This window comes from Streptomyces sp. NPDC051105 (assembly GCF_040682795.1).
Lineage (GTDB): Bacteria > Actinomycetota > Actinomycetes > Streptomycetales > Streptomycetaceae > Streptomyces.
On record NZ_JBFBBR010000001.1, the window covers coordinates 74,397 to 96,770 of the forward strand.

The 22,374-nt window shown below is 70.1% G+C and carries 21 protein-coding genes and 3 pseudogenes; 9 read left to right on the plus strand and 15 right to left on the minus strand.

Features of this window, described 5'->3' with window-relative positions:
• Positions 1–113: 113 nt before the first annotated feature.
• The gene (locus AB0N16_RS00335; protein WP_365791474.1) at positions 114–365 is read right to left on the minus strand and encodes a helix-turn-helix transcriptional regulator; all 252 of its coding nucleotides are present in this window, start codon (positions 363–365) and stop codon (positions 114–116) included.
• 57 nt (positions 366–422) lie between these two features.
• Here AB0N16_RS00335 and map point away from each other — a divergent pair, with 57 nt between their 5' ends.
• On the plus strand, positions 423–1,202 hold the full coding sequence (gene map / locus AB0N16_RS00340; RefSeq protein ID WP_365791476.1) for a type I methionyl aminopeptidase: 780 nt from the start codon (positions 423–425) through the stop codon (positions 1,200–1,202).
• Positions 1,203–1,408: 206 nt separating this feature from the next.
• On the plus strand, positions 1,409–3,958 hold the full coding sequence (locus tag AB0N16_RS00345; protein ID WP_365791478.1) for an ATP-dependent Clp protease ATP-binding subunit: 2,550 nt from the start codon (positions 1,409–1,411) through the stop codon (positions 3,956–3,958).
• 85 nt (positions 3,959–4,043) lie between these two features.
• On the opposite strand, the gene ggt is transcribed toward AB0N16_RS00345, so the two are convergent.
• Positions 4,044–5,837 carry a gamma-glutamyltransferase gene (gene ggt, locus AB0N16_RS00350; RefSeq protein WP_365791480.1) on the minus strand — a complete coding sequence of 598 codons (1,794 nt, stop codon included), beginning with the start codon at positions 5,835–5,837 and terminating at the stop codon, positions 4,044–4,046.
• A gap of 143 nt (positions 5,838–5,980) precedes the next feature.
• Here ggt and AB0N16_RS00355 point away from each other — a divergent pair, with 143 nt between their 5' ends.
• Together AB0N16_RS00355 and AB0N16_RS00360 are read left to right on the plus strand one after the other, a co-directional pair.
• The gene (locus AB0N16_RS00355) at positions 5,981–6,745 is read left to right on the plus strand and encodes a hypothetical protein (protein WP_365791482.1); all 765 of its coding nucleotides are present in this window, start codon (positions 5,981–5,983) and stop codon (positions 6,743–6,745) included.
• A 173-nt stretch (positions 6,746–6,918) separates the two neighbouring features.
• On the plus strand, positions 6,919–8,478 hold the full coding sequence (locus AB0N16_RS00360; RefSeq protein WP_365792731.1) for a CocE/NonD family hydrolase: 1,560 nt from the start codon (positions 6,919–6,921) through the stop codon (positions 8,476–8,478).
• 42 nt (positions 8,479–8,520) lie between these two features.
• On the opposite strand, the pseudogene AB0N16_RS00365 reads toward AB0N16_RS00360, so the two are convergent.
• From AB0N16_RS00365 to pcaC, 6 genes and pseudogenes are all read right to left on the minus strand, one after another.
• Positions 8,521–8,948: pseudogene (locus tag AB0N16_RS00365) on the minus strand (hypothetical protein).
• A gap of 56 nt (positions 8,949–9,004) precedes the next feature.
• Positions 9,005–9,461, minus strand: a pseudogene (locus AB0N16_RS00370) (ABC transporter permease subunit); the annotation flags it as partial.
• A 57-nt stretch (positions 9,462–9,518) separates the two neighbouring features.
• The gene (locus AB0N16_RS00375; protein WP_365791484.1) at positions 9,519–9,926 is read right to left on the minus strand and encodes a DUF6278 family protein; all 408 of its coding nucleotides are present in this window, start codon (positions 9,924–9,926) and stop codon (positions 9,519–9,521) included.
• A 16-nt stretch (positions 9,927–9,942) separates the two neighbouring features.
• Positions 9,943–10,722 carry an exodeoxyribonuclease III gene (locus tag AB0N16_RS00380; protein WP_365791486.1) on the minus strand — a complete coding sequence of 260 codons (780 nt, stop codon included), beginning with the start codon at positions 10,720–10,722 and terminating at the stop codon, positions 9,943–9,945.
• Between the two features lie 36 nt (positions 10,723–10,758).
• The gene (locus tag AB0N16_RS00385) at positions 10,759–11,394 is read right to left on the minus strand and encodes an MBL fold metallo-hydrolase (protein ID WP_365791488.1); all 636 of its coding nucleotides are present in this window, start codon (positions 11,392–11,394) and stop codon (positions 10,759–10,761) included.
• 28 nt (positions 11,395–11,422) lie between these two features.
• Entirely contained in the window at positions 11,423–12,742 is a 1,320-nt protein-coding gene (gene pcaC / locus AB0N16_RS00390) for a 4-carboxymuconolactone decarboxylase (protein WP_365791490.1), read from the minus strand.
• 687 nt (positions 12,743–13,429) lie between these two features.
• Here pcaC and AB0N16_RS00395 point away from each other — a divergent pair.
• Together AB0N16_RS00395 and AB0N16_RS00400 are read left to right on the plus strand one after the other, a co-directional pair.
• Positions 13,430–14,875: a GAF domain-containing SpoIIE family protein phosphatase gene (locus AB0N16_RS00395; protein ID WP_365791492.1), complete on the plus strand. Its 1,446-nt coding sequence runs from the start codon at positions 13,430–13,432 to the stop codon at positions 14,873–14,875.
• Between the two features lie 5 nt (positions 14,876–14,880).
• The gene (locus AB0N16_RS00400; protein ID WP_365791494.1) at positions 14,881–15,246 is read left to right on the plus strand and encodes an STAS domain-containing protein; all 366 of its coding nucleotides are present in this window, start codon (positions 14,881–14,883) and stop codon (positions 15,244–15,246) included.
• Between the two features lie 313 nt (positions 15,247–15,559).
• Here the strand turns inward: AB0N16_RS00400 and AB0N16_RS00405 are convergent, their stop codons facing one another.
• The 6 genes and pseudogenes from AB0N16_RS00405 to AB0N16_RS00430 form a co-directional block, all read right to left on the minus strand.
• Positions 15,560–16,054 (minus strand): ATP-binding protein, encoded by a 495-nt coding sequence (locus AB0N16_RS00405; protein ID WP_365791496.1) that lies wholly within the window; start codon positions 16,052–16,054, stop codon positions 15,560–15,562.
• Between the two features lie 30 nt (positions 16,055–16,084).
• A pseudogene (locus AB0N16_RS00410) lies at positions 16,085–16,285 on the minus strand (hypothetical protein); the annotation flags it as partial.
• Positions 16,286–16,423: 138 nt separating this feature from the next.
• On the minus strand, positions 16,424–16,732 hold the full coding sequence (locus tag AB0N16_RS00415; RefSeq protein ID WP_365791498.1) for an SCO5918 family protein: 309 nt from the start codon (positions 16,730–16,732) through the stop codon (positions 16,424–16,426).
• Between the two features lie 58 nt (positions 16,733–16,790).
• Positions 16,791–17,195: a CBS domain-containing protein gene (locus tag AB0N16_RS00420; RefSeq protein WP_365791500.1), complete on the minus strand. Its 405-nt coding sequence runs from the start codon at positions 17,193–17,195 to the stop codon at positions 16,791–16,793.
• Positions 17,196–17,241: 46 nt separating this feature from the next.
• Positions 17,242–18,735 (minus strand): DEAD/DEAH box helicase, encoded by a 1,494-nt coding sequence (locus AB0N16_RS00425; protein WP_365791502.1) that lies wholly within the window; start codon positions 18,733–18,735, stop codon positions 17,242–17,244.
• Positions 18,736–19,080: 345 nt separating this feature from the next.
• Positions 19,081–19,284, minus strand: coding sequence for a cold-shock protein (locus AB0N16_RS00430; protein ID WP_003973099.1), 204 nt, complete (start codon positions 19,282–19,284; stop codon positions 19,081–19,083).
• 533 nt (positions 19,285–19,817) lie between these two features.
• Here AB0N16_RS00430 and AB0N16_RS00435 point away from each other — a divergent pair.
• Positions 19,818–20,069 (plus strand): hypothetical protein, encoded by a 252-nt coding sequence (locus AB0N16_RS00435; protein WP_037684159.1) that lies wholly within the window; start codon positions 19,818–19,820, stop codon positions 20,067–20,069.
• Between the two features lie 284 nt (positions 20,070–20,353).
• Here AB0N16_RS00435 and AB0N16_RS00440 read toward each other — a convergent pair whose 3' ends face one another.
• Positions 20,354–21,343 carry a magnesium and cobalt transport protein CorA gene (locus AB0N16_RS00440; protein ID WP_365791505.1) on the minus strand — a complete coding sequence of 330 codons (990 nt, stop codon included), beginning with the start codon at positions 21,341–21,343 and terminating at the stop codon, positions 20,354–20,356.
• 168 nt (positions 21,344–21,511) lie between these two features.
• Between AB0N16_RS00440 and AB0N16_RS00445 the strand changes: the two genes are divergently transcribed.
• Positions 21,512–21,715: a hypothetical protein gene (locus AB0N16_RS00445; RefSeq protein WP_365791507.1), complete on the plus strand. Its 204-nt coding sequence runs from the start codon at positions 21,512–21,514 to the stop codon at positions 21,713–21,715.
• A gap of 207 nt (positions 21,716–21,922) precedes the next feature.
• Positions 21,923–22,339 (plus strand): ANTAR domain-containing protein, encoded by a 417-nt coding sequence (locus tag AB0N16_RS00450; RefSeq protein ID WP_365791509.1) that lies wholly within the window; start codon positions 21,923–21,925, stop codon positions 22,337–22,339.
• The last annotated feature ends 35 nt before the right edge of the window (positions 22,340–22,374 follow it).

Genomic DNA, 22,374 nt, shown 5'->3' on the forward strand with positions numbered 1-22,374 from the left:
CCCGACCGGAACACTCCGGTTCCGTAGGCAACACCAGTTGTGTTACGGGGCTGCTACGGGGAGTTTTCAGTGGGCGCGCAGAGCCCTCATTACGGGATCTTGACCGATGCGCGTCACACCGGGGTCAGCGCGCAGCGGGCCACCAGTTCGTCCATCGACAGGCCGAGCGCGCGGGCCAGCGCGGCGACGGTGAAGAAGGCGGGGGTCGGCGCCCGGCCGGTCTCGATCTTGCGGAGCGTCTCGGCCGAGATGCCGGCCTCGGCCGCCACCTCGGTCATGCTCCGGCCGCCGCGCGCCTCGCGCAGCATCCGTCCGAGCCGCTCGCCGCGTTCACGCTCTTCCGGGGTGAGGGGGGTGCGCACCATGCCGTCATCCTAAGTCGTCATTCCTAGCCGGCCTATAAAGCCGGTATAGTAATTGGCATGGTGGAACTGAAGACAGACGTATCGATCGACGCGATGTACGGGGCCGGCCAGGTCCTCGGGCAGGCCCTGACGGCCGTACGGGAGGCCGCCGCCGTCGGCGTCTCCCTCCTTGAGCTGGACGAGGTGGCACGGGAGGTGCTGAGGGCGGCCGGGGCCACCTCCCCCTTCCTCGGCTACCGGCCCTCCTTCGCGGCCACCCCGTTCCCCGCCGTCGTCTGCGCCTCCGTCAACGACGCGATCGTGCACGGCATCCCGACCTCCTACCGGCTGCGCGACGGCGACCTGGTCTCCATCGACTGCGGTGCCGAACTCGACGGCTGGGTCGGTGACTCGGCGATCAGCTTCACGGTCGGCAGGCCGCGCCCGGCGGACGTACGGCTCATCGAGACGGCCGAGCGCGCCCTGGCCGCGGGCATCGCGGCGGCGGTCGTCGGCAACCGCATCGGCGACATCGCGCACGCCGTCGGCAGCGTGTGCCGGGAGGCCGGCTACGGCATCCCGCAGGGCTTCGGCGGACACGGTGTGGGCCGCCGTATGCACGAGGACCCGGAGGTGCCGAACGAGGGCCGCCCCGGCCGCGGCCTTCCGCTCCGGCACGGCATGGCGCTCGCGATCGAGCCCATGCTGATCGGCAGCGGGCGGGACGGCTACCACGAGGCTCCCGACGGCTGGACCCTGCGTACGAACGACGGCTCCCGCGCGGCGCACGTGGAGCACACGGTGGCGATCACGGATGCGGGGCCCCGGATCCTCACGGAAAGGAATCCGAAGCACTGACACAGGCCGTACCTGCGCATTTCCTCCGCACAACGGCGACCGTGCCGGCCCCCTCGGCCGCCCCCGCGGTGCTGGACATGCCCCCCTCGCGCGGGCGTGCGAAGGTGGTGTGACCGGGCGCTGCAGGGGGCACCCGCGTGGACCGGCACGTCGACCAGCGAGCGCGTCCCGCCAGGCGCCGGGACGCCGGAACGGAACGAACGCTCATGAGCAGCGGTTACCCCGGACCGAGCGACTTCGGACAGGATCCTTTCGGAGAGTTCCTCGCCCGCTTCTTCGGCGGCGGGGAACGCCCGGGCCCCCGGCAGATCGACATCGGCAGGCTGCTCAGCCAGCCGGCCCGGGAGTTGGTGAAGGGCGCCGCCCAGTACGCCGCCGAACACGGCAGCCGGGACCTCGACACCGAGCATCTGCTCCGCGCGGCTCTGGCGGCGGAGCCGACCCGCTCCCTGCTCAGCAGGTTCGGCGCGAATCCCGACTCGCTTGCCACGGAGATCGACGGCCGCGCCGGCCCGGTCCAGCACCCGCCGGGCGAGGCGCCCCCGCCGACCTCGCTGTCCCTGACCCCGGCCGTCAAGCGGGCCCTGCTGGACGCGCACGACCTGGCCCGGGCCGGCGGCGCCGGATACATCGGCCCCGAGCACGTGCTGGGCGCGCTCGCCGCCAACCCGGACTCGGCCGCCGGGCACATCCTGAACGCGGCCCGGTTCGCCGCCGGCCTGCCGCCGGAGGCCCCGGAGACCGACCGCCCCCTCACCGGCACGGACAGCCGGCGGCGGAGCGGCACGCCGACGCTGGACAAGTACGGCCGCGATCTGACCGGGCTGGCCGGGGAGGGCCGGATCGACCCGGTCATCGGCCGTGACGACGAGATCGAGCAGACCATCGAGGTGCTCTCCCGGCGCGGCAAGAACAACCCCGTGCTGATCGGCGACGCCGGTGTCGGCAAGACCGCGATCGTCGAGGGCCTGGCCCAGCGGATCGCCGACGGGGACGTGCCGGACGTCCTCTCCGGGCGCCGGGTGATTGCCCTGGACCTGCCCGGCGTGGTCGCGGGCACCCGTTTCCGGGGCGACTTCGAGGAGCGCCTGACCAACATCGTGAACGAGATCCGTGCCCACTCCGACCAGCTGGTCGTCTTCATCGACGAACTGCACACCGTGGTCGGCGCCGGAGGCGGCGGCGAGGGCGGCTCGATGGACGCGGGCAACATCCTCAAGCCCGCGCTGGCCCGGGGCGAGCTGCACATCGTGGGCGCGACCACCCTTGAGGAGTTCCGCAAGATCGAGAAGGACGCGGCGCTGGCCCGCCGCTTCCAGCCGATCCTGGTGCCCGAGCCGACGATCCCGGACGCCATCGAGATCCTGCGCGGCCTGCGCGACCGCTACGAGGCCCACCACCAGGTCCGCTACACCGACGAGGCCCTGGTCGCCGCCGTGGAGCTCTCCGACCGCTATCTCACCGACCGCAGGCTCCCGGACAAGGCGATCGACCTGATCGACCAGGCCGGCGCCCGCGTCCGCCTCGGCTCGCGCACCAAGGGCACCGACGTACGCGCGATAGAGCGCGAGATCGAGCAGCTCACGTGCGACAAGGACCAGGCGGTCGCCGACGAACAGTACGAGCGTGCCACCCAGCTCCGCGACCGCATCAGCGAGTTGAAGACGCGCACCACCGAACTCTCCGGCGAGGACCAGGTGGACGAGGGGCTGAACCTGGAGGTGACGGCCGAGGCGATCGCCGAGGTGGTGTCCCGCCAGACCGGTATCCCGGTCAGCAGCCTCACCCAGGAGGAGAAGGAGCGACTGCTCGGCCTGGAGGCACATCTGCACCAGCGGGTGATCGGCCAGGACGAGGCGGTCGCGGCCGTCTCCGAGGCGGTGCTCCGCTCCCGCGCCGGGCTCGCCAGCCCGGACCGCCCGATCGGCAGCTTCCTCTTCCTCGGCCCGACCGGCGTGGGCAAGACCGAACTGGCCCGCGCGCTGGCCGAGATCCTGTTCGGCAGCGAGGACCGGATGGTCCGCCTGGACATGAGCGAGTACCAGGAGCGCCACACCGTCTCCCGCCTGGTCGGCGCCCCACCCGGCTATGTCGGCCACGAGGAGGCGGGCCAGCTCACCGAGGTGGTCCGCCGCCACCCCTACTCGCTCCTCCTCCTCGACGAGGTGGAGAAGGCCCACCCGGACGTCTTCAACATCCTGCTCCAGGTCCTGGACGACGGCCGCCTGACCGACTCCCAGGGCCGCACGGTGGACTTCACCAACACGGTCATCGTGATGACGAGCAACCTGGGCTCGGACGCGATCACCAGGCGCGGCGCCGGCATCGGCTTCGGCCCCGGCGGGGAGGAGGCGACGGAGGAGGCCCGCCGCGAGCAGGTGCTGCGCCCGCTCCGGGACCACTTCCGCCCGGAGTTCCTGAACCGCATCGACGAGATCGTGGTCTTCCGCCAGCTCACCGGCGAACAGCTGCACCAGATCACCGAGCTGCTCCTGGAACACACCCGCCGCATGCTGCGCGCCCAGGGCATCACGGCCCACTTCACGGACGCGGCGGTCGACTGGCTGGCGGAACGCGGCTACCGGCCGGAGTACGGCGCACGGCCACTGCGCCGCACCATCCAGCGTGAGGTCGACAACCAGCTCTCACGGCTGCTTCTGGACGGCACGGTCAGGGAGGGCGATCAGGTGACGGTGGACGTGGCGGGCGGAGGTCTGGTGTTCCAGAAGCGGGACCCTTCCAACTCGCCCGGCTGAAGCGCCCCTTGAGGGGCGCGGGGCTGTGTCGATTCGCGGCTACCGCCGCGTGGGCGCGACCAGCCCCCACGCACCCGCAGCCGGACTAAGGCGCAGGATCCACCACCTGAGCCGACCCTCCACCCCGCCGCACCGTCTCCGCCGCCGCCAGCCACTTCCCACCCGGCAACCGCTGTACCCCGGTAGCCGCCCCGATCTCCGGATTCAACGAGAACGACTGCCCGATGGCCTCCAACTTCCCCTTCACAACGGGGTCGTTGTACAGCGCCGGTTCCAACTCGGTCTTCGCCGCGTTCCGCTGCGACGCCCGAGGCGCGGCGATCGCGTCCACCAACGGCAGATGCCGGTCCAGGAACTCGGTCAGCACCTGGAGCACGGTGGTGATGATGGTCGCCCCACCGGGCGAACCGACCGCCACCACAGGCTTGTCGGCCTTGTCGAGCACGATCGTCGGCGAGATCGAGGACCGCGGCCGCTTCCCCGGGCCCGGCAGGTTCGGGTCGTGTACCGCGGGGTTCGCCGGCGCGAAGGAGAAGTCGGTCAGCTCGTTGTTGAGCAGGAACCCCCGCCCGGGAACGGTGATCCCGCTACCACCGGTCTGCTCGATGGTCAGCGTGTAGGAGACGACGTTCCCCCACTTGTCGGCGACCGTGAGGTGCGTCGTGTTCTCGCCCTCGTACGTGGTCGGCGCCGCCGTACCGGTCGACCCGGGGTTGTTCGGGTCGCCCGGGGCGACCGGGCTGGTCAGCACCGCGTCGTCGCTGATCAGCTTCGCCCGCTCGTCGGCGTACCGCTGCGACAGCAGCCCCTTCGTCGGCACGTCCTCGAACGCGGGGTCGCCGACCCACCTCCCCCGGTCCGCGAAGGAGATCCGGCTCGCCTCGATGAAGTGGTGCAGATACTGCACCTCACTGGCCTTCGAGAGGTCGGTGTTCTCAAGGATGTTGAGGGCCTCCCCGACGGTCGTCCCACCGGACGAGGACGGCGCGATGGAGTACACCTTCAGCCCGCGGTACCCGGTCTCGGTGGGCGCCTGCGACTTGGCCCGATAGGCCGCCAGATCCTTCGCCGACAGCTTGCCCGCCCGGGCCTTCCACCCCGAACCGGGATCCACCGGCGGATTGTTGACCGTCGACACGATGTCCTTGCCGAGGTCCCCCTTGTAGATCGCCCCGGTCCCCTTCCGCCCCAGCTCCCGATAGGTCCGGGCCAGGTCGGGGTTCTTGAAGGTGGACCCCACCGCAGGCAGCTGCCCGCCGGGCAGGAAGAGCTTCGCCGTGTCCGGGAAGTACCGGAACCGCGTCTCGTTGGACGCGGTCTGCGACCGGAACGTGTCGTCGACGACGAACCCGTCGCGGGCGATCCGCTCGGCCGGTTTCAGCACCGTGCCCAGCCGTTCGCTCCCCCACCGGTCCAGCGCCGTCTGCCAGGTGGCCGGCGTCCCGGGCGTGCCGACGCTCAGCCCGCTGCTCACGGCGTCCGCGAAGGCGAGTGGCCGGCCGTTCTCCACGAAGAGGTTGGAGTCGGCGGTCAGCGGTGCGGTCTCGCGGCCGTCGATCGTGTGCACCGTACGGGACTTGGCGTTGTAGTAGACGAAGTAGCCGCCTCCGCCGACGCCGGAGGAGTAGGGCTCGGTGACCCCGAGCGCGGCGGCGGTCGCCACGGCCGCGTCGACCGCGTTGCCGCCCTTGCGGAGCACCTCGATACCGGCGGCGGTCGCGTCCGCGTCGACGCTGGAGACCGCACCGCCGTAGCCGACGGCCACCGGGGATTTCGCGACGGTCGCTCCGCCGGCGGCGGGAGGCGCTGCCGCCCCTACCGACACCACGGCGGCCGAGACCGCCAGAACGGTCAGTTTCCGCGTGACAGGGCGACGCATCCGCACCTCCAGTTCCGGAACGTCCGCGCAGCGTATCGGCGGGGCCCCGGCCCTGACAGCCACATTCAGGGCACTGTCATACGATCGCCACACTTCGAACACGGGTACGTTCCAGCCACCTGTGACCGCTACCATGCGCGCCCATGAATGACGACCTGCGCAACATTATCCTTGGCGTCGTGGCCGCCGGCATCAGCGCGGCGCTCGGCTGGCTGGCCCGCACCTCGCTGTGGCGCCGCGGCCTGCGCCGCAAGCAGGCCTTTTTCGGTCTTCCGGAGAACTCGGAGTCACTGCTGGTCGTCAACCGCGATCCGGCCACCTCCGAACCCGCGGTCCACCGCCTGGACGTGTTCGCGCTCCTGGAGCTGGCCGCGCTGATCAAGGACTGCGGCGCCAACCTCCAGATGGTGACCCAGGACAACGTCCAGCAGGGTTTCGGCGAGCGCACCGAGTTCTGCGTGGGCGGGCCCGGGTCGAACCGGCGCATGCTGGCGCACATGTCGGCGATGCTGCCGGGCGTGCGGGTCAACATCGACCCGGAGCCGGGCCCCGACCGCGGCGCCTTCCAGATCGGCACCGAGCGCTACCGCCTGGACCCCGGCATCACGGAGTACGTCCTGCTCGCCCGCCTCACCGCCGGCCAACGCCCGGACGCCCGCCCGGTGTTCCTCTTCTGCGGACAGCGCGCGATCACCAACCAGGCGGCGACCCGCTACCTCGCCCGCAACCACGAGCGGCTCGCCCGCAAACACGGCAACAGCACCTTCGTGCTGCTCCTCAAGGTGGTCAACTCGCAGGCGTACGGCCCCGACGTGGTCGAACTCGTCTCGGACGTCACCCGCGCCGCCCAGGCGCCGCTGCCGCCCGCCACGACCGACACCGCACGTTCCTCACACCGCGCCTCCTGAGTAGCTGCACCATTCAACAATCGTTACCCGCACGTAACTTACCGACGGGTTACTTACGGTAAAGGGTCGCGGTTACCGTCTGGTCACTTTGCACTGACACGAGTGAGGAGTGACCCATGGGACGAGGTCGCACCACAACGAGCCGCCGCACCACCACCGGCCGCCACATCGGCATGCGCACCGCCGCTCTGCGCACGACCGCCGCGGGGGCCGCCTCGGCGGCCCTGATCGCCGCCGGCGTCGTCGGCCTGGCACCGGCCGCACAGGCCGCCGCCTCCGTCCGCTTCGTCGACATCACCGGCGACGGCGGCACCGTGCTGAAGGCCAACGTCGTCACGCCCGCGGGCGCCGACGCCACGCACCGCTACCCCCTCATCGTGCTGCCCACGAGCTGGTCGCTGCCCCAGGTCGAGTATCTGGCCCAGGCCCAGAAGCTCGCCGACGCCGGCTACATCGTGCTCAGTTACAACGTGCGCGGGTTCTGGCAGTCCGGCGGGCAGATAGAAGTGGCCGGTCCGCCGGACGTGGCGGACGCGTCCAAGGTCATCGACTGGGCCCTCGCCAACACCACCGCCGATCCCCGGCACATCGGCATCGCGGGGGTCTCGTACGGCGCCGGGATCAGCCTGCTGGCCGCCGCGCACGACAAGCGGATCAAGGCGGTCGGCGCGCTCAGCGGCTGGGCGGATCTGATCGACTCGATCTACTCGGGCCGTACCCAGCACGTCGAGGCGGCCGCCCTCCTGGACGGCTCGGCGACCCTCACCGGGCGCGAGAGCCCCGAAGTCCGGCAGATCTTCAAGGACTTCTACGCCTCGAACCTGGAGCGGGAACAGGACATGATCGCCTGGGGGGCGAAACGTTCCGTCGCGACCTATGTCGACCAGCTCAACCAGAACGGCGCGGCCGTGTTCATGGCCAACGCCTGGAGCGATTCCGTCTTCCCCGCCAACCAGTACGCCGACTTCTACGGGAAGCTGACCGGCCCGAAGCGCCTGGAGCTACGCCCCGGCGACCACGCCACCGCCGAGCTGACCGGCCTGCTGGGGCTGCCCAACGACGTGTGGACCGACACCGAGCGCTGGTTCGACCACTACCTCAAGGGCGAGGACAACGGCATCGACCGCGAGCAGCCGGTCCAGCTCAAGTCCCGTACCGACGGCGGGTACGAGGGTTACCCGGACTGGAAGTCGGTGGGCGCCACCCGCAAGAAGATCGCCCTCGCCGGCTCGACCACGATCCACGCGAACGTCGACTCGGGCGCTGACGGCGGCGTCGTCCTCCTCTCCGGCCTCCTCGACCAGATCGCCCAGCTGCCGCCGGTCGCCTCGATCCCGCTGCTGCCACGCCGCTGGGCCGCCGTCTGGCAGTCCGAACGGTACGGCGGCGCGCAGCGGGTGCGCGGCACGGCACGGCTGCACACGACCCTCACCCCGACCAAGGAGAGCGGCACCCTCGTCGCCTACCTGTACGACGTGGGCCCGCTCGGCCTCGGCAAGCTGGTCACCAACGCGCCGTACACCTGGTACGACCGCACCCCCGGCAAGTCGTTCGACGTGGACCTGGACCTGTTCTCCACCGCCTACGACGTGCCGGCCGGGCACCGGCTCGCGCTGGTGGTCGACACGGTGGACCCGCTCTACATCGAGCACAACCCGTCCGGCGCGCAGCTGACCTTCTCCTCGCCGGTGGACGACCCGTCGTACGTGTCCGTTCCGCTGCGCGAGCAGTGATCTCCGGCTGCCGCCGGCCGGGCCTGGCCCTGGCTGCCGCCCCTACGGCAGCAGCGTCCCTGGTTCGGCCGGGGCCACCTCGACGGCCTCGGTCTTGGGACTGCGCTGCTCCCGTCCGGCCACCCAGCCGGCGAACCACGAGAGCAACATGCACATCCCGATGCAGATCGGCGAGATCACCATCACCACAGGGATGAAGGGCAAATCGTAGTCGAGGTCGGATGCGATCAGTTTCCCGGCATGGAGGAACTCCTCGTAGGTGATGAGATAGCCCAGCGAGGTGTCCTTGAGGGCCACCACGAGCTGACTGATGATGGCGGGCAGCATGGCCCGTACGGCCTGTGGCACCAGGACGTACGCCATGCGAAGGGCATCCACTTCGTATGCGTGAACTGTTGGGTGTCGAAGGGGAGATGGAGGATCCAGGCGACCAGACCGAGGATGACGAGGGTCGAGAGGACGCCGTACACCGTGTGCCGTCGTCTGGTGACGGGACCCGGAACGTCTTAGAGCGCGGTGGCCTCGGTCATCGGGCGCCCCCCCACTTCCGCTCCAGCACGTTGAACAGGGCGCTGAGGGCGAGGGTGATGACGAGGTAGCCGACGGCGATCCAGACGAACGGCCGGACGATGTTGTAGCCGAGCTCGCTCAAGGTCTTGTAGGTGCCGAGGAGTTCGGTGACGCTGAACGCGCCCGCCAGTCGCGGAGTTCTTGGCGAGCGCGTTGAGGGTTGAGCCGATCGGCGGGATGACCGAGCGGAACGCCTGGGGCAGGACCACCAGGCCGAGGGTCTGCCCGAAGGTCATGCCCAGGCTGCGGGCCGCCTCGCCCTGCCCCTTCGGTACGGTGTTGATGCCGGCGCGCAGTGCCTCGCAGATGAAGGCCGAGGTGTAGCAGCCGAGCGCGACGACCGCGACCACCTGGAAGGGCAGCACGAGTCCGAACCGGGGCAGGCCCAGCAGCACCGCGAAGAACAGCAGGGATCGCTCCAGGATCGCCGCGATGATCTCCGCGGTGATCGCCGTTCGCACGGCCGCCGGTCAGGCCTCGGCGACCTCCGCGTAGAGCTGGGAGAGCTCGGGGACCCCGCTCTCGGCCCAGTCGTGGCCGGACTCGACGACCTCGAACTCCCGTCCCGACTGCAGTCGTACCACCGGCTCCCCGTCCGCACGGATCCCCCATTCCGCGCCGGGCACGGTCCGGGTCAGGACGGTGCCCAGATACAGGCCGGCGTCGGTGCCCAGCCAGGTCAGGGTCTCCTCGTCGTCCCGCCAGCGCGGTACCAGCTGGTCGAGGGCCTCCAGCGAGGCCGGGGTGTCGTCGAGCGTGACACCCTCCTCGGCCGCCTGGGCACGCAGCAGCTCGCACTCGGCGAGCAGATCGGGGTCGGCGATCAGGGGCACGCCACCGGTCTTGGCGTGCCTGTTGCCCAGAAAGGGGATGTTCATGGACCCAGGTTGACACTTACACCTCCAGGTCCACCACCACCGGAGCGTGATCGGAAGCGCCCTTTCCCTTGCGCTCCTCGCGGTCGACGTAGGCGTCCTGCACAGCCTTGGCAAACGGTTCGTTGCCGTACACCAGGTCGATGCGCATGCCGCGGTTCTTGGGGAAGGCGAGCTGGCGGTAGTCCCAGTAGGTGTAGGGGTGGTCGTACTTCAGGGGGCGCGGGACCACGTCGGACAGACCGGTCTCGCGCAGCGAGGTCAGGGCGGCGCGCTCGGCCGGGGTGACATGGGTGAGGCCCTCGAAGGCAGCCGTGTCGAAGACGTCGTCGTCCGTCGGCGCCACGTTGTAGTCGCCGAGCACCGCGAACGGGCGGCTGCCGCCCGCGTCCCCGGCCACGGCCGCCTTGAGGGCCTCGAACCACTGGAGCTTGTAGGCGTAGTGCGGGTGGTCCACCTCGCGCCCGTTGGGCACGTACACCGACCAGACCCGGACCGGGCCGCAGGTCGCCGAGATCGCGCGCGGCTCCACGCTCCCGTCGTACCCGGGGTCGCCGGGCAGGCCCCTGACGACGTCCGCCAGGCCGACCTTGGAGAGCACCGCCACTCCGTTCCACCGGCCGGTGGCGTGGACCGCCGCCTCGTAGCCCAGCTCGCGCAGTTGCTCCGTCGGGAACTGCGCCTCGGCGACCTTGGCCTCCTGGAGGCAGAGCACGTCGGTGCCGCTGCTCTCCAGCCAGGCGAGGAGCCTCGGCAGGCGGGCGGTGATCGAGTTCACGTTCCAGGTCGCGATGCGCATGCCTGACAACCTACCGGGCCCCTCTGACAACGTGTCTCAGACGTCCGCCGAGGCCCCCGGGGCCAGCCGCTGGTGGTCCGCGCCGCCCAGGGCGCCGATCTGGCGGTCGTAGATCGGCCGGGCCAGGTCGGTGAGCAAGGCGTCGTGGATGTCGTAGGCGCGCCGCGGCTTCACCTCGCGGACGTAGTCGATGACCTCGGAGATCTTGTTCCAGGGGGCCATCACCGGGAGCATCAGCGTCTCGACGGGGTGGTCGGGGACGGTGAGGGCGTCGCCGGGGTGGAAGACCTTCCCGCCGTCGATCAGGTAGCCGACGTTGGTGATGCGCGGGATGTCGGGGTGGATCACCGCGTGCAGTTCGCCGTGCACCTGGACGTCGAAGCCGGCGGCGGTGAACGTGTCGCCGTGTCCGACGGTGTGCACCCGGCCCGGGAAGGCCGCCGCGAGCTGGTCGGCGACGGACTTCAGGGTCCAGATCTCGGCGGCCGGGTCGGCGTCCAGCGCGGTCCGCAGCCGGCCCTCGTCGAAGTGGTCGGGGTGCTCGTGGGTGATCAGGATCGCGTCCGCGCCGACGGCCGCGTCCTCCTCGCTGAAACCTCCGGGGTCGAGGACGAGCGTGCGCCCGTCCTTCTCCAGACGCACGCACGCGTGGGACTTCTTCGTGAGCTTCATGGTCACCATCCTGCCCCCGGGCCGTCCGTCAGTCCTCGGGAGTGGTCTCCTCGCGGATGATCCGCTGGGCGACCCGGAACGCGCTGTTCGCCGCCGGTACCCCGCAGTACACCGCCGCCTGGAGCAGGACCTCCTTGATCTCGCCCGGGGTGAGGCCGTTGCGCAGGGCCGCGCGGACGTGGAAGCCCAGCTCCTCCAGGTGGCCGCCCGCGACCAGCGCGGTGAGCGTGACACAGCTGCGCGAGCGCCGGTCGAGGCCGGGCCGGTCCCAGATCTCGCCCCACGCGTAGCGGGTGATGAACTCCTGGTAGTCCCCGGAGAAGTCGTCGGCCTGCGCCAGCGCCCGGTCCACATGTGCGTCCCCGAGCACCTCCCGGCGGACCTTCAGTCCCGCGTCGTAGGGATCGGGCCGCCCGAGCGGCTGGGGCACCGCGGCGGCCGGAGCGATCTCGGCGATGGGCGTGACCTGCGGTGCGACCTGGGGTACGAGCTGCGGTGCGGCGGGCAGGACCGGTTTCAGTGTGGCGGCCGGGATGGCCATCTGGCCGGTGGTCGAGTCGTAGGCGGGCTGCCAGGCGGTGGAGAAGTGCCGCACCAGCAGGTCGGTGACGGCGGCGGGCTGCTCGACCGGGACCAGGTGGGAGGCGCCGGGTACCACGGCGAGCCGGGCGTCCGGGATCCCGGCGACCAGGGTGCGGGCCTCGGCGGGCCCGGTGACCTGGTCGTCCGAGCCGACCAGGACGAGCGTGGGCACGCCGATCCGGGCGAGTTCGTGTCGCACGTCGAAGCCCGCCAGGGCCTCGCAGGCGGCGATGTAGCAGCCGGGGTCGGTGGTGCGCACCATCTGGACGGCCCACTCGGTGATCGCGGGCTGCGCGGCGGCGAACCCGCCGGTGAACCAGCGCTCCGGCGAGGTCCGGGCGATCGGGTCGAGGCCGTTCGTCCGCACGATCACACCGCGCTGACGGAACTCGTCCGCCGTCCCGAACCGGGGGGAGGCGGCGACCAGCGCGAGCGAGGCGATGCGCTCCGGGTGCCGCAGAGCCAGCTCGATGCCGACGGCGCCGCCGAGCGCGCAGCCGGCGTAGCCGAAGCGCTGGACGCCGAAGGAGTCGAGCGTGGCCAGCAGCCGGGCGGTCAGCTCGGTGATGGAACCCGCCGGGTGCGCCGGGGAGCCGCCGTGGCCGGGCAGGTCGTAACGGAAAACCCGCCACTGCTGGGTCAGCTCCGGGACCTGCCGGTCCCACATGTGCCAGGTGGTACCCAGTGAGGGACCGAGGATCAGGACGGGAGCCTCTTCTGGCCCGTCAAAGCGGTATTGCAGGGTGTTCGACGGTGTCTCACTCACGCCTCTGACCCTCTCACGTCTCACGGACGCCCCTATAACGAGGGGGCGCTGGACGCCGTTCTGACCAGGTTGAAGACCCCGCGGGCTGCGTATCGCTTGAGGCATCGGATAACAGCTCGGCATTGCCCAGGCTGGACGGCGGCGACATGAACCTCGCCGTGCGTGGCCACGCCCGAAACGACCTCGCGCCGAACCGGAGATGAGCGGCTCACGTTCGCGGCGACGGGAAAGACGGGCGGCCTCGTGACCCTGCGGGCGGGGCCGGTCGGGGCGGGTTCATCGGCGAGCATCCATCCCCACGTCGTCAGCGAGGTCCGGTAGGTCCGCGCGGAGGACTTCGCGATGCCGGCGCTGGTGAGGTACCGCTCGACCGCTACGGCGTACGACGGCGGAGGGGCGGACAGGGGCACCACCCGGGCGCGCGGCAGCCGAAGCGCGCCCCCGCTCCCGAGTTCGGTCACTGGTCCGATGGTCACGGCCGCCCCGCCCTCCCGGCATCGCCGCAGTGAATGCGTACACCTCACCCCGGCGGCCGGAATCGCCCGCCCCAGGCCGCGGTGATCACCGCAGGGGCTCCGCCGCAGTAAATCCGGCATTTGCCGCGGCATTGGCGTTCGGACGAGTACTCGACCTAGGCTGCGTCGGTTCGTGCCGCTCGCCGCGGTCCATCGACAGAGAGGAAAGCCGATGACCCAGCACGCTGCGGCTGCAGCCCCGGTGCCCGGGCGGCGCCCCGAGCTGGTCCCGGATCCGGGGGCGGAAGCGGCCCGTATGGCTGCGGTACGCCGCTACGACATCCTCGACACACCGCCCGACGGTGCGTTCGACCGGGTGGCGGCGATGGCCGCCCGCCTCTTCGATGTCCCCGTGGCCACGGTCACGATCGTGGACACAGACCGCATCTGGTTCAAGGCCGCACACGGTCTGGAGGGCGTCAAGGAGATCGGCCGCGATCCGGGCCTGTGCGGCTCGGCGATTCTGCGCGATGACGCGCTGGTCATTCCCGACACCCTTCGTGATCCCGTGGCGGCAGACAATCCGCTGGTCGCGGGAGAGATGGGTGTGCGCTTCTACGCCGCCGCACCGATCATCACCCCCGACGGCCACCGGCTGGGCACAGTCAACGTCCTCGACACCAAGCCGCGCTCCATCACCGAGGACGACACCGCCACACTGGCCGACCTCGCCGCGATCGTGCTGGACGAGATGGAGCTGCGGCTGTCGGCACTGCGCGCACTACGCAACGAGCAGGAACGGCGGGAGGCGGAACAGGCGGCGCGGGAACAGGCGGAGAAGGACAAGACCGCCATCGCCGCGTTCGCCTCCACCCTCCAGCGCACCCTTCTGCCCCCGGCCCTTCCCGTGGTGCCCGGCCTGGAGCTGGCCTGCCACTATCACACCGCCTCCGTACACGATGTGGGCGGCGACTTCTACGACGTCTTCCCCGTCGACGGCAGCCGGTGGGCGTTCTTCCTCGGTGACGTGTGCGGCAAGGGCCCCGAGGCGGCGACCGTCACCGCTCTGGCCCGTCACACCCTGCGCGCCGCGGCCCAGATCGACCCGGAACCGGTCACCGTCCTGAGCACGCTCAACACCGTCCTGCTCACCGACGTCACCGCCGGAAGCCGCTTCTGCACCGCCCTCTTCGGCCTCCTGACACCTCTGGAAGACGGTGGCTTCAGCGTCACAGTGGCCACCGGCGGCCACCCGCCGGCCTACCACGTGCGCCCCGACGACAGCGGCGCGGTATGGGTCAAGTCGGTACGCCCCAAGGGCGGCATGCTCATCGGAGCCTTCCCCCAGGCACACTTCGCCCAGAGCACCTTCTCCCTGGCCCCCGGGGAGGGTCTGTTCCTCTACACCGACGGGCTGACCGAAGCCCACACTCCGCAAGGCGCCATGCTCGGCGAGGACGGCCTGACCGGCTTCCTCCACCGGCGCACAGGGCCCGTGGCCGCCACCGCCCTGGTCGAAGAAACCGTCACGTTGCTGGCCTCACTGCCCGGCGGAGTCGGCGACGACGTGGCCCTGCTGGCCCTGTCCGTACCTGACTCCGAAACCGCGCCGGACACCGGCGTCGCCGCCACCGCCCACACCACCGCCGTACCCGAACACTTCGGCCAGGAGCGATGACCGACGTGACCCACACACTTCACCTGACTGTTCACTACCCCCACCCCGGCCTCGCCATCGCCACGATCGTCGGAGATATGGACGTGCAGACCGCGCCCTCCCTGCGCGCCGGGGCCCTGGAAATCATCGACCAAGGACACCCGCGCCTGGCCCTGGACCTGGCACAGGTCGGCTTCTGCGACTCCGCCGGTCTCAGCGCGATCATCGGCATCTGGCACGCGGCCCAGGGAGCGGGCGGCTCACTCAGCCTCGCCGCCGTCCCCGACCGCCTGATGCGCATGCTCAGCATGACCGGCGTCGACTCACTCCTGCCTGTCCACGCCACAGCCGCCGACGTGATCGACAGCCAGCCCACCTCCGAAGACAGGTAACGACTCCGTCACCAGCCCCTCCACTGGGGGGACACACCGCATTCTGCTGGGCCATCGACATCGATTCAGCCGAGCAGACATAGGCCCGCAGAGGGCGAATGCCCATCACGGGAGCATGTGAAGACCCGCAACCTCACAGGCCGGGACACCGGTCATCCCGCTGACCAGATCTCATCGCTGCGCCCGTGGCGGGTGCCGGTCGAGAACACACCTCGGTGCCACGACGAGCCGGCGGCCGAGCGGGGTGCGGTGCGCTTGTCGTCCGCCGAGCATGCTGCCTTCGCTGTCAGCTACGGGCCGGTGACGCTGGCGTTCAGCCCGGGAGCGCGATTTCGCCGAGACCGGTGGTGCTCCGGTTCGGTGTCAGGGGCAGATGGGCGGTGATCCGTTTTCCCGTTTCACGGAGTGCGACGACGACCCTGTCGCTGACCGTGTGCACCAGGTGCAGCCCATGACCGCCGATGCGGCGCGGGTCAGCCTTCTTCGCCGCCGGCTTCTCGGTGGAGCTGTCCCACACGGTGATCGTCAACTCGTCGCTGGACAGCTGCAGGGTCATCCCGCAGGGGCCCGGAGCATGCCGGACGGCGTTGGTTACCAGCTCACTGGCGGCAAGTTCGGCGTCGACGGCCAAGGCGGTCGGCACGGCCGTGCTGCCGGTTCGGAGGGCGCGGCTGAGCAAGGCGCGCAGGGCCCGGCGGGCGTCTGCGGCACAGGCCGCGCCTTCCCCCCAGGTCGCGCCGTAGCGCAGCGGGGTGCCCTCATCCCGACCAGGCTTGTCGGCCGTCTGATTCCTCAGCGGGATGACCATGCGATGCCCTTTCGCCGTATTCACCGCTATTCAGTGCTTTTGGGTTGCCCTGTTCTCTCGCGTACCCGGGTGCCCACCACACACACCGCGGACGCTCACCACACCGCCACACGGCTCAGGACCGGGTAGCGGCGTCGCTGTCGGGTGGAAGGAGAAGAGCTGGTCGAGGCCGACGATGCGCACAACGCGCAGGGTGTGGGCGGGGACTGCGGCCAGGACGATGTCGGCCCCACGCGTCTGCAGTTCCCTGTCGCCCGGATCCTGCAGGGCAACGGTGACGGGAACCCGCTGCACACGGTGTGGGCCCGACCGGCGTACCGGTCGGGCCCACATCGCTGCTCAGGTGTCGGCTCGTGTCTGTTTACCCGATCAGGCCGTGACGGGGGTGCCGAGCATCGCGGAAGCGTGCTGCATCGTGCTGAGAATTCCCAGGGGCGCTGCCTTGGGAACGGCGCGGCAGGTGAAGCCGAGCTGAGCCATGGCTCGCAGGACTTCGGCGGCGCTGAAGTCACGGCGGTCCTGGCGCGTGATGACCTGGCCGACCTGCTTGACGGGGTAGTGGCGGCGGCCGATGATCACCGATTGGCCGGTGACCGGTTCGGGCTTGATGCCCTTCATCGATTCCAGCACGCCGGCCTTGGTGAGCTCGAAGGGGAAGCGGGCGATGACGCAGCGCATGTGGCCTCACAGAGAGAAGGGAAGAACGGTCCGACCAGGGGCCAGGGGGCCAGGTGTTTCAGCGGGAGAGGGCGACGATGCCCAGGGCGCTGCCTTGCTCGTCGACCACCGGCAGGACACCGAGCCGACGGGTGCGCATCGCGTGCTCGGCTTCGGCCATCGTGGTCACGGGTGAGGCGAACGAACCGTGGTCGCCGAGGATGTCGCGCAGGCGGACACGGTCCGTGTAGTCGGAGCTGTCACGGACGGCGGCGAGTTCGGCATGGGTGACCAGGCCGGTGCACTGGCCGTCCTGGTCGCAGACGACCAGCCGGACCGTGCGTGCGGCGGCCATGACGGCCAGCGCCACCTCGACGCTCATGTCGTCACAGACCTGCGGTCCGGCCGCGTCCATGACCTCTACCGCTGTCCTGTGCGCGGGGTCGGCGTCCGCCGGGCGGGACTCTGTCTGAACCAGCGTCAAAGCGTGCCTCCTGCGGAGATGGGCCGGCTTCCTGATCACTAAAGGTCTAGGCCACCGCGCCGAAGCCGGACTGGCGTCCGGGGGTGCGCCTGGTCGCCGAGGCGGGGCGGCGGCGACCTCGGGAGGTGGCGCTGCGCTTGGGGCGTTCGACCACCGGTGCGGTGATGACGACCGGGATGCCGGACGGGGCCTGGGCGCCGGTGATCCGGCTCAGGGCCTCGTCGCCCGAGCGGACCTGGGTGGTCTGCGGCCGGATTCCGGCGTCCGACATCAGACGGACCATGCCACGGCGCTGGTTCGGCGTGACCAGGGTGACGACGCTGCCGGACTCGCCGGCGCGGGCGGTACGGCCGCCGCGGTGGAGGTAGTCCTTGTGGTCGGTCGGCGGATCGACGTTGACGACCAGGTCAAGGTTGTCGACGTGGATTCCGCGCGCCGCGACGTTGGTCGCCACCAGCACGGTGACGTGCCCCGTCTTGAACTGCGCCAGCGTGCGGGTGCGCTGGGGCTGCGACTTGCCGCCGTGCAGCGCGGCGGCCCGCACCCCGCTGTTGAGCAGGTCCTGGGTCAGCCGGTCCACCGCGTGCTTGGTGTCCAGGAACATGATCACGCGGCCGTCGCGGGCGGCGATCTCGGTCGTGGCGGCGTGCTTGTCGGCGCCGTGGACGTGCAGGACGTGGTGCTCCATCGTCGTGACCGCACCGGCCGACGGGTCGACGGAGTGCACGACGGGGTCGGTCAGGTAGCGGCGTACCAACAGGTCGACGTTGCGGTCCAGGGTGGCGGAGAACAGCATGCGCTGCCCCTCCGGCCGCACCTGGTCGAGCAGCGCGGTGACCTGGGGCATGAAGCCCATGTCGGCCATCTGGTCGGCCTCGTCCAGCACGGTGACGTCCACGTGGTTCAGCCGACAGTCGCCGCGGTCGATGAGGTCCTTGAGCCGTCCCGGTGTCGCTACGACGATCTCACTGCCGGTGCGCAGTGCGCCGGCCTGTCGGCCGATGGACATGCCGCCCACCACCGTCGCCAGCCGCAGCCGCACGGAGCGGGCGTACGGGGTCAGCGCGTCGGTCACCTGCTGTGCCAGCTCACGCGTGGGTACGAGGATCAGCCCCAGCGGCTGGCGGGGCTCGGCACGCTGTCCGGCGGTGCGGGCGAGCAGGGCGAGGCCGAAGGCGAGGGTCTTGCCGGAACCGGTGCGGCCGCGGCCCAGGACGTCACGGCCCGCCAGGGAGTTCGGCAACGTCGCTCCCTGGATGGGGAACGGTGCGGTCACACCCTGCCGGCCGAGTTCGGTCAGGAGCTGCTCGGGCATGTCGAGATCGGCGAAGCCCTCGACGGCGGGCAGCGCGGGGGTGATCGTCCTGGGCAGCGCGAACTCACCTTGCACGGCGCCGGGCCGACGGCCGTAACCGCCGGAGCGGACGGGCCCGCCGGTACGGCGCGGTGCCTGCGAGCCGTAGCCGCTGCCGCCCCTTCCGGCATCGGCACGGCCGTCACGGGTGCGGGCGGGGCGGTCGTTCGTGTACGTGCGGTTCATGCGGAACCTTCCTCGATGTGGCACATATCAAGGAATTCCCGCCGCGATGAATGGCCTGGAGAATTACAAGTATGGACCGGTGACAAAAGAAAGCAGATCTGACCGGCGGAAACATCCGTGGACACAGGTGCTGAAATTGGTGACGCGATGGGGACCTTGCGATCCGGGCGCCCGCTGCGATGCAGCGCTTCAGGACGCGCCTGGGCTCTGGGAGAGGAACCGCTTGTGGTGGTACTGCGGGTTCCTACGGGGCGTCCCGCGGGTGAGAACCGCTGCGGGATACGCGTGCAGCTGGGGCCCGCACCCCGAAGGATGCGGGCCCCAACTACAGATGGTGCGTGAGCGTCAGGCCGGAACGATGTTCTCGGCCGTCGGGCCCTTCTGGCCCTGCGCGATGTCGAAGTTCACCTTCTGGCCCTCGAGCAGCTCACGAAAGCCCTGCGCGGCGATGTTCGAGTAGTGGGCGAACACGTCAGCGCCACCACCGTCCTGCTCGATGAAGCCGAAGCCCTTTTCCGCATTGAACCACTTCACGGTACCAGCAGCCATGTCATATCTCCTTTGGGGCAGTGCATCGGCGTCCGCACTGCGCGGACGCCGTGTCGCCGCGATGATTACCCCGCCCGGAAATGACCGGAAATACAAAAGTGCTCCCGATCGGCAAAAGCGTGGCGGGGGCACTTGAAGTTTGGGAACCACAACTGCAACTGGGATCGACAGTAGCACGCCGGAACGTTCAGTGTGCGTTGGATAATTCCACTCTGCTCGTCGCGGCAAAAACTCGTACTGCGTGGTCCGGAAAACTCTGACCTCTCGGGCACAGATATTATTGATTCACTCGCAGTGCAACGTCTCAACCGCTGCCACCATGCTCCGTCGAGAACACCCCGGCGGTCGTGCGGTCTCCAGCCGTACGACAGCCGTCGCGGGTTTCAGGGCCTGGTGGACGGCGTCCGGCAGGAGCCTGGTCACACCCGGGGAGCCGGAGTCGGACATCGCACTCGCCTGCCTGCCTGCCTGCCTGTAAGGAAAGTAGAGTGAAAGATCGGTCCGCTCATCTGTGCCCGAACAACGAGGTCGCCATGCAGCCCACGGAAACACCCCCGGACGGGCACGCCGAGGTACGTATCGTCGCGGCCTCCCCCGAGGTCGCCCGTCGCGTCGCGGAGGTTCTCCGCCAGTGCTTCGCCGCCTCCGAGCAGCGCAGCTATCCCGCGGACAGCCAGGGAGGGACCCGCCTCCAGCTCACCGTGGACACCACCCGCCCGGCAGAACCGGCACGGTCCTGGCTGGAGACGAGCCGCTCCTCGGAGGACGACCGCCGACGGAAGTGAGGCGACGTCCAGGAGCGGTCCGTTCGGCCTCTTCGGGGAATAGCGTGAACTCATCACCGGGCAGCTGACCTCGCGCAGAGGTGCAGAGATCCGGAGACAGACCTGTGGCGGGCCCTGCCCCGCGCCGGCACTGCCGACGAGAGCCCAGGTGTACGTTCTCAGGGCTGCACTCCTGGCGTGTCGGCAGTGGGCCCTGCGGGCACGTACCCTCCTTCAGTCGCTGCGAGCAACGCTTCGTCGGGGCGGCGGGCCGCCGACGAGCCGAGGCAGGGGCGGTCGGGATGTCAGAGCCAGCCGTTGCGGCGGAATGCCCGGTACAGCAGTCCCGCCCCGAGGGCCATCGCGGCCAGCGCGCACGGATAGCCGTAGCGCCAGTCCAGCTCGGGCATGTGGGCGAAGTTCATGCCGTAGATGCCGGCCACCATGGTGGGGATGGCCAGGATGGCGGCCCAGGCGCTGATGCGGCGCATGTCGTCGTTCTGCCAGGTGCCCACCTTCGCCAGGTGGGCGTCGAGGACGGAGCCGAGCAGGTCGTCAAGGGCGCGGACTTCGGTGTCGGTGCGGGTGAGATGGTCGGCGACATCGCGGAAGTAGGGCACCATCCGCTGCGGCCAGTCGTCATGGGGCGCGGTGAAGTGCTGCACGACGGGGACCAGAGGCTGGACGGCGTCGCGGAACTCCACCACCTCCCGCTTGAGCGCGTAGATCTGCTCCGTCAGGTCATCGCGGACGGGTGAGAACACGCACCGTTCCAGGTCGGTGAGGTCCGCGCGGACCTGGGCCGCTGCCTCTGCGTAGGCGTCCACGATCACGTCGGTCACCGCGTGCAGGACACTGACCGGTCCGAGCCGCGCCATCTGCGGGACGTCTCCCAGCCGACGGGCCGCCTCCGCAGCCGGATCGGCGGCGCCGTGCCGGACGGTCAGCGCGAAGGACGGGCCGAGGAAGATCATCACCTCGCCGGTTTCCACATCGGCGGTCTCCTCGACGAACCACAGCGTCTTCACGGCGACCGCCAGCACGTCACCGTAGCGTTCTTGCTTCGGCCGCTGGTGTGCCTGGACGGCGTCCTCGATCGCCAGAGGATGCAGCTTCAGGTACTCGCCGACCCGCTGCAGGCCGTCCTCGCCGGGGTCGTCCATCCGGATCCAGGCGAACTCGTCCGGCTTCAGCACCGCCAAGCGGTCGAGGATGCCCTGACACCCTCCGTCTTCCTGCCGGCCGTCGATCTTTTCGCGCTCGCCCGTCTGTTCTCGGTAGATCGCACACTCCATGCCTTCTCACATGCTTCCGCCGCCGCGTTCCATGCGCCGACAGCGGACAGACCCATCAGCCGAACACCGTCCACACCGGGTCGTCACCAGATCCTCACATGGTTCGGCTGCCGGCCGAGCCTCGGCGGGAACCCGGCCGGATGTCACCCACCAGGAGGGATCGGCGCCGTGATCGCTGTTGCCGTCTTGCTGCTGCCCGCCCTGGGTGTACTGCCGTACGCCATGGACCGCGTCGAGGACCGGTTGTCGGCCAGGGCGCCGGCGCCCCGCCACGCCCGGGGACGTCACCTGCGACTGGTCCACGACGTCGACCCGTCCGCCACCGAGCGCAGTCCGGCTGGACAGAGCGCGCGGCACATCGAGGCAGCGTGACGCTGCCGCATGGCAGTCCGCGTCCGGGTTACCCGCCCCAGCGAGGGGTTCGGAAGCCAGCCCCCGTCGAGCTCTCCGGCACCGCTGCGGGGAGCTCGGCCCCTTTCCAGCCATCCAGTGCGCCGCTTGTGCGGCGAAGGGATACTGACAGGGGAGCCGGGCAGGCGAAATTTGTCCACCCTTCCGCTGACAGATCTGGTGATAGGCATGGCCTCCTCCACGCTTTCCGGGCAGGACTCCGGCGCCTCTGCCCGCATCGAGGACCTCGTCCAGGAAGTCGAGCAGCTGCGGGCGGAGAAGGAGCAGCTGCAGCGGGCGGTCACCTCGCACGCGGTTGTCGATCAGGCCATCGGCGTCCTTGTCCTCATGGGCACGATCAGTCCGTATGACGGATTCAGCGTCTTGCGCGAGGTGTCGCAGCACACCAACACCAAGCTGTCCTCGATCGCCGAGCAGATCGTCAAACACGCCCAGGGAGGCGCCCTGCCGGAGACCGTCCTGACCGAACTGCGCGCTGCCCTCGCCCGTCTGAGGTCGACCGAGACGGCGAATGACCGGCCAGGACCAAGGTGCGCGAGGAATTCGGCCACCCACAACGACGCGCTACTGCGCCAGGCGCGCTGACGCTCTCCGGCGGCGAGACCGCTCCGCGGAGAAGC

Coding starts and splice junctions, on each gene's coding strand:
- AB0N16_RS00335 (WP_365791474.1), bottom strand. CDS start 365: ATGGTGCGCACCCCCCTCACCCCGGAAGAGCGTGAACGCGGCGAGCGG.
- map (WP_365791476.1), top strand. CDS start 423: ATGGTGGAACTGAAGACAGACGTATCGATCGACGCGATGTACGGGGCC.
- AB0N16_RS00345 (WP_365791478.1), top strand. CDS start 1,409: ATGAGCAGCGGTTACCCCGGACCGAGCGACTTCGGACAGGATCCTTTC.
- ggt (WP_365791480.1), bottom strand. CDS start 5,837: ATGCGTCGCCCTGTCACGCGGAAACTGACCGTTCTGGCGGTCTCGGCC.
- AB0N16_RS00355 (WP_365791482.1), top strand. CDS start 5,981: ATGAATGACGACCTGCGCAACATTATCCTTGGCGTCGTGGCCGCCGGC.
- AB0N16_RS00360 (WP_365792731.1), top strand. CDS start 6,919: ATGCGCACCGCCGCTCTGCGCACGACCGCCGCGGGGGCCGCCTCGGCG.
- AB0N16_RS00375 (WP_365791484.1), bottom strand. CDS start 9,926: ATGAACATCCCCTTTCTGGGCAACAGGCACGCCAAGACCGGTGGCGTG.
- AB0N16_RS00380 (WP_365791486.1), bottom strand. CDS start 10,722: ATGCGCATCGCGACCTGGAACGTGAACTCGATCACCGCCCGCCTGCCG.
- AB0N16_RS00385 (WP_365791488.1), bottom strand. CDS start 11,394: ATGAAGCTCACGAAGAAGTCCCACGCGTGCGTGCGTCTGGAGAAGGAC.
- AB0N16_RS00395 (WP_365791492.1), top strand. CDS start 13,430: ATGACCCAGCACGCTGCGGCTGCAGCCCCGGTGCCCGGGCGGCGCCCC.
- AB0N16_RS00405 (WP_365791496.1), bottom strand. CDS start 16,054: ATGGTCATCCCGCTGAGGAATCAGACGGCCGACAAGCCTGGTCGGGAT.
- AB0N16_RS00415 (WP_365791498.1), bottom strand. CDS start 16,732: ATGCGCTGCGTCATCGCCCGCTTCCCCTTCGAGCTCACCAAGGCCGGC.
- AB0N16_RS00425 (WP_365791502.1), bottom strand. CDS start 18,735: ATGAACCGCACGTACACGAACGACCGCCCCGCCCGCACCCGTGACGGC.
- AB0N16_RS00430 (WP_003973099.1), bottom strand. CDS start 19,284: ATGGCTGCTGGTACCGTGAAGTGGTTCAATGCGGAAAAGGGCTTCGGC.
- AB0N16_RS00435 (WP_037684159.1), top strand. CDS start 19,818: ATGCAGCCCACGGAAACACCCCCGGACGGGCACGCCGAGGTACGTATC.
- AB0N16_RS00440 (WP_365791505.1), bottom strand. CDS start 21,343: ATGGAGTGTGCGATCTACCGAGAACAGACGGGCGAGCGCGAAAAGATC.
- AB0N16_RS00450 (WP_365791509.1), top strand. CDS start 21,923: ATGGCCTCCTCCACGCTTTCCGGGCAGGACTCCGGCGCCTCTGCCCGC.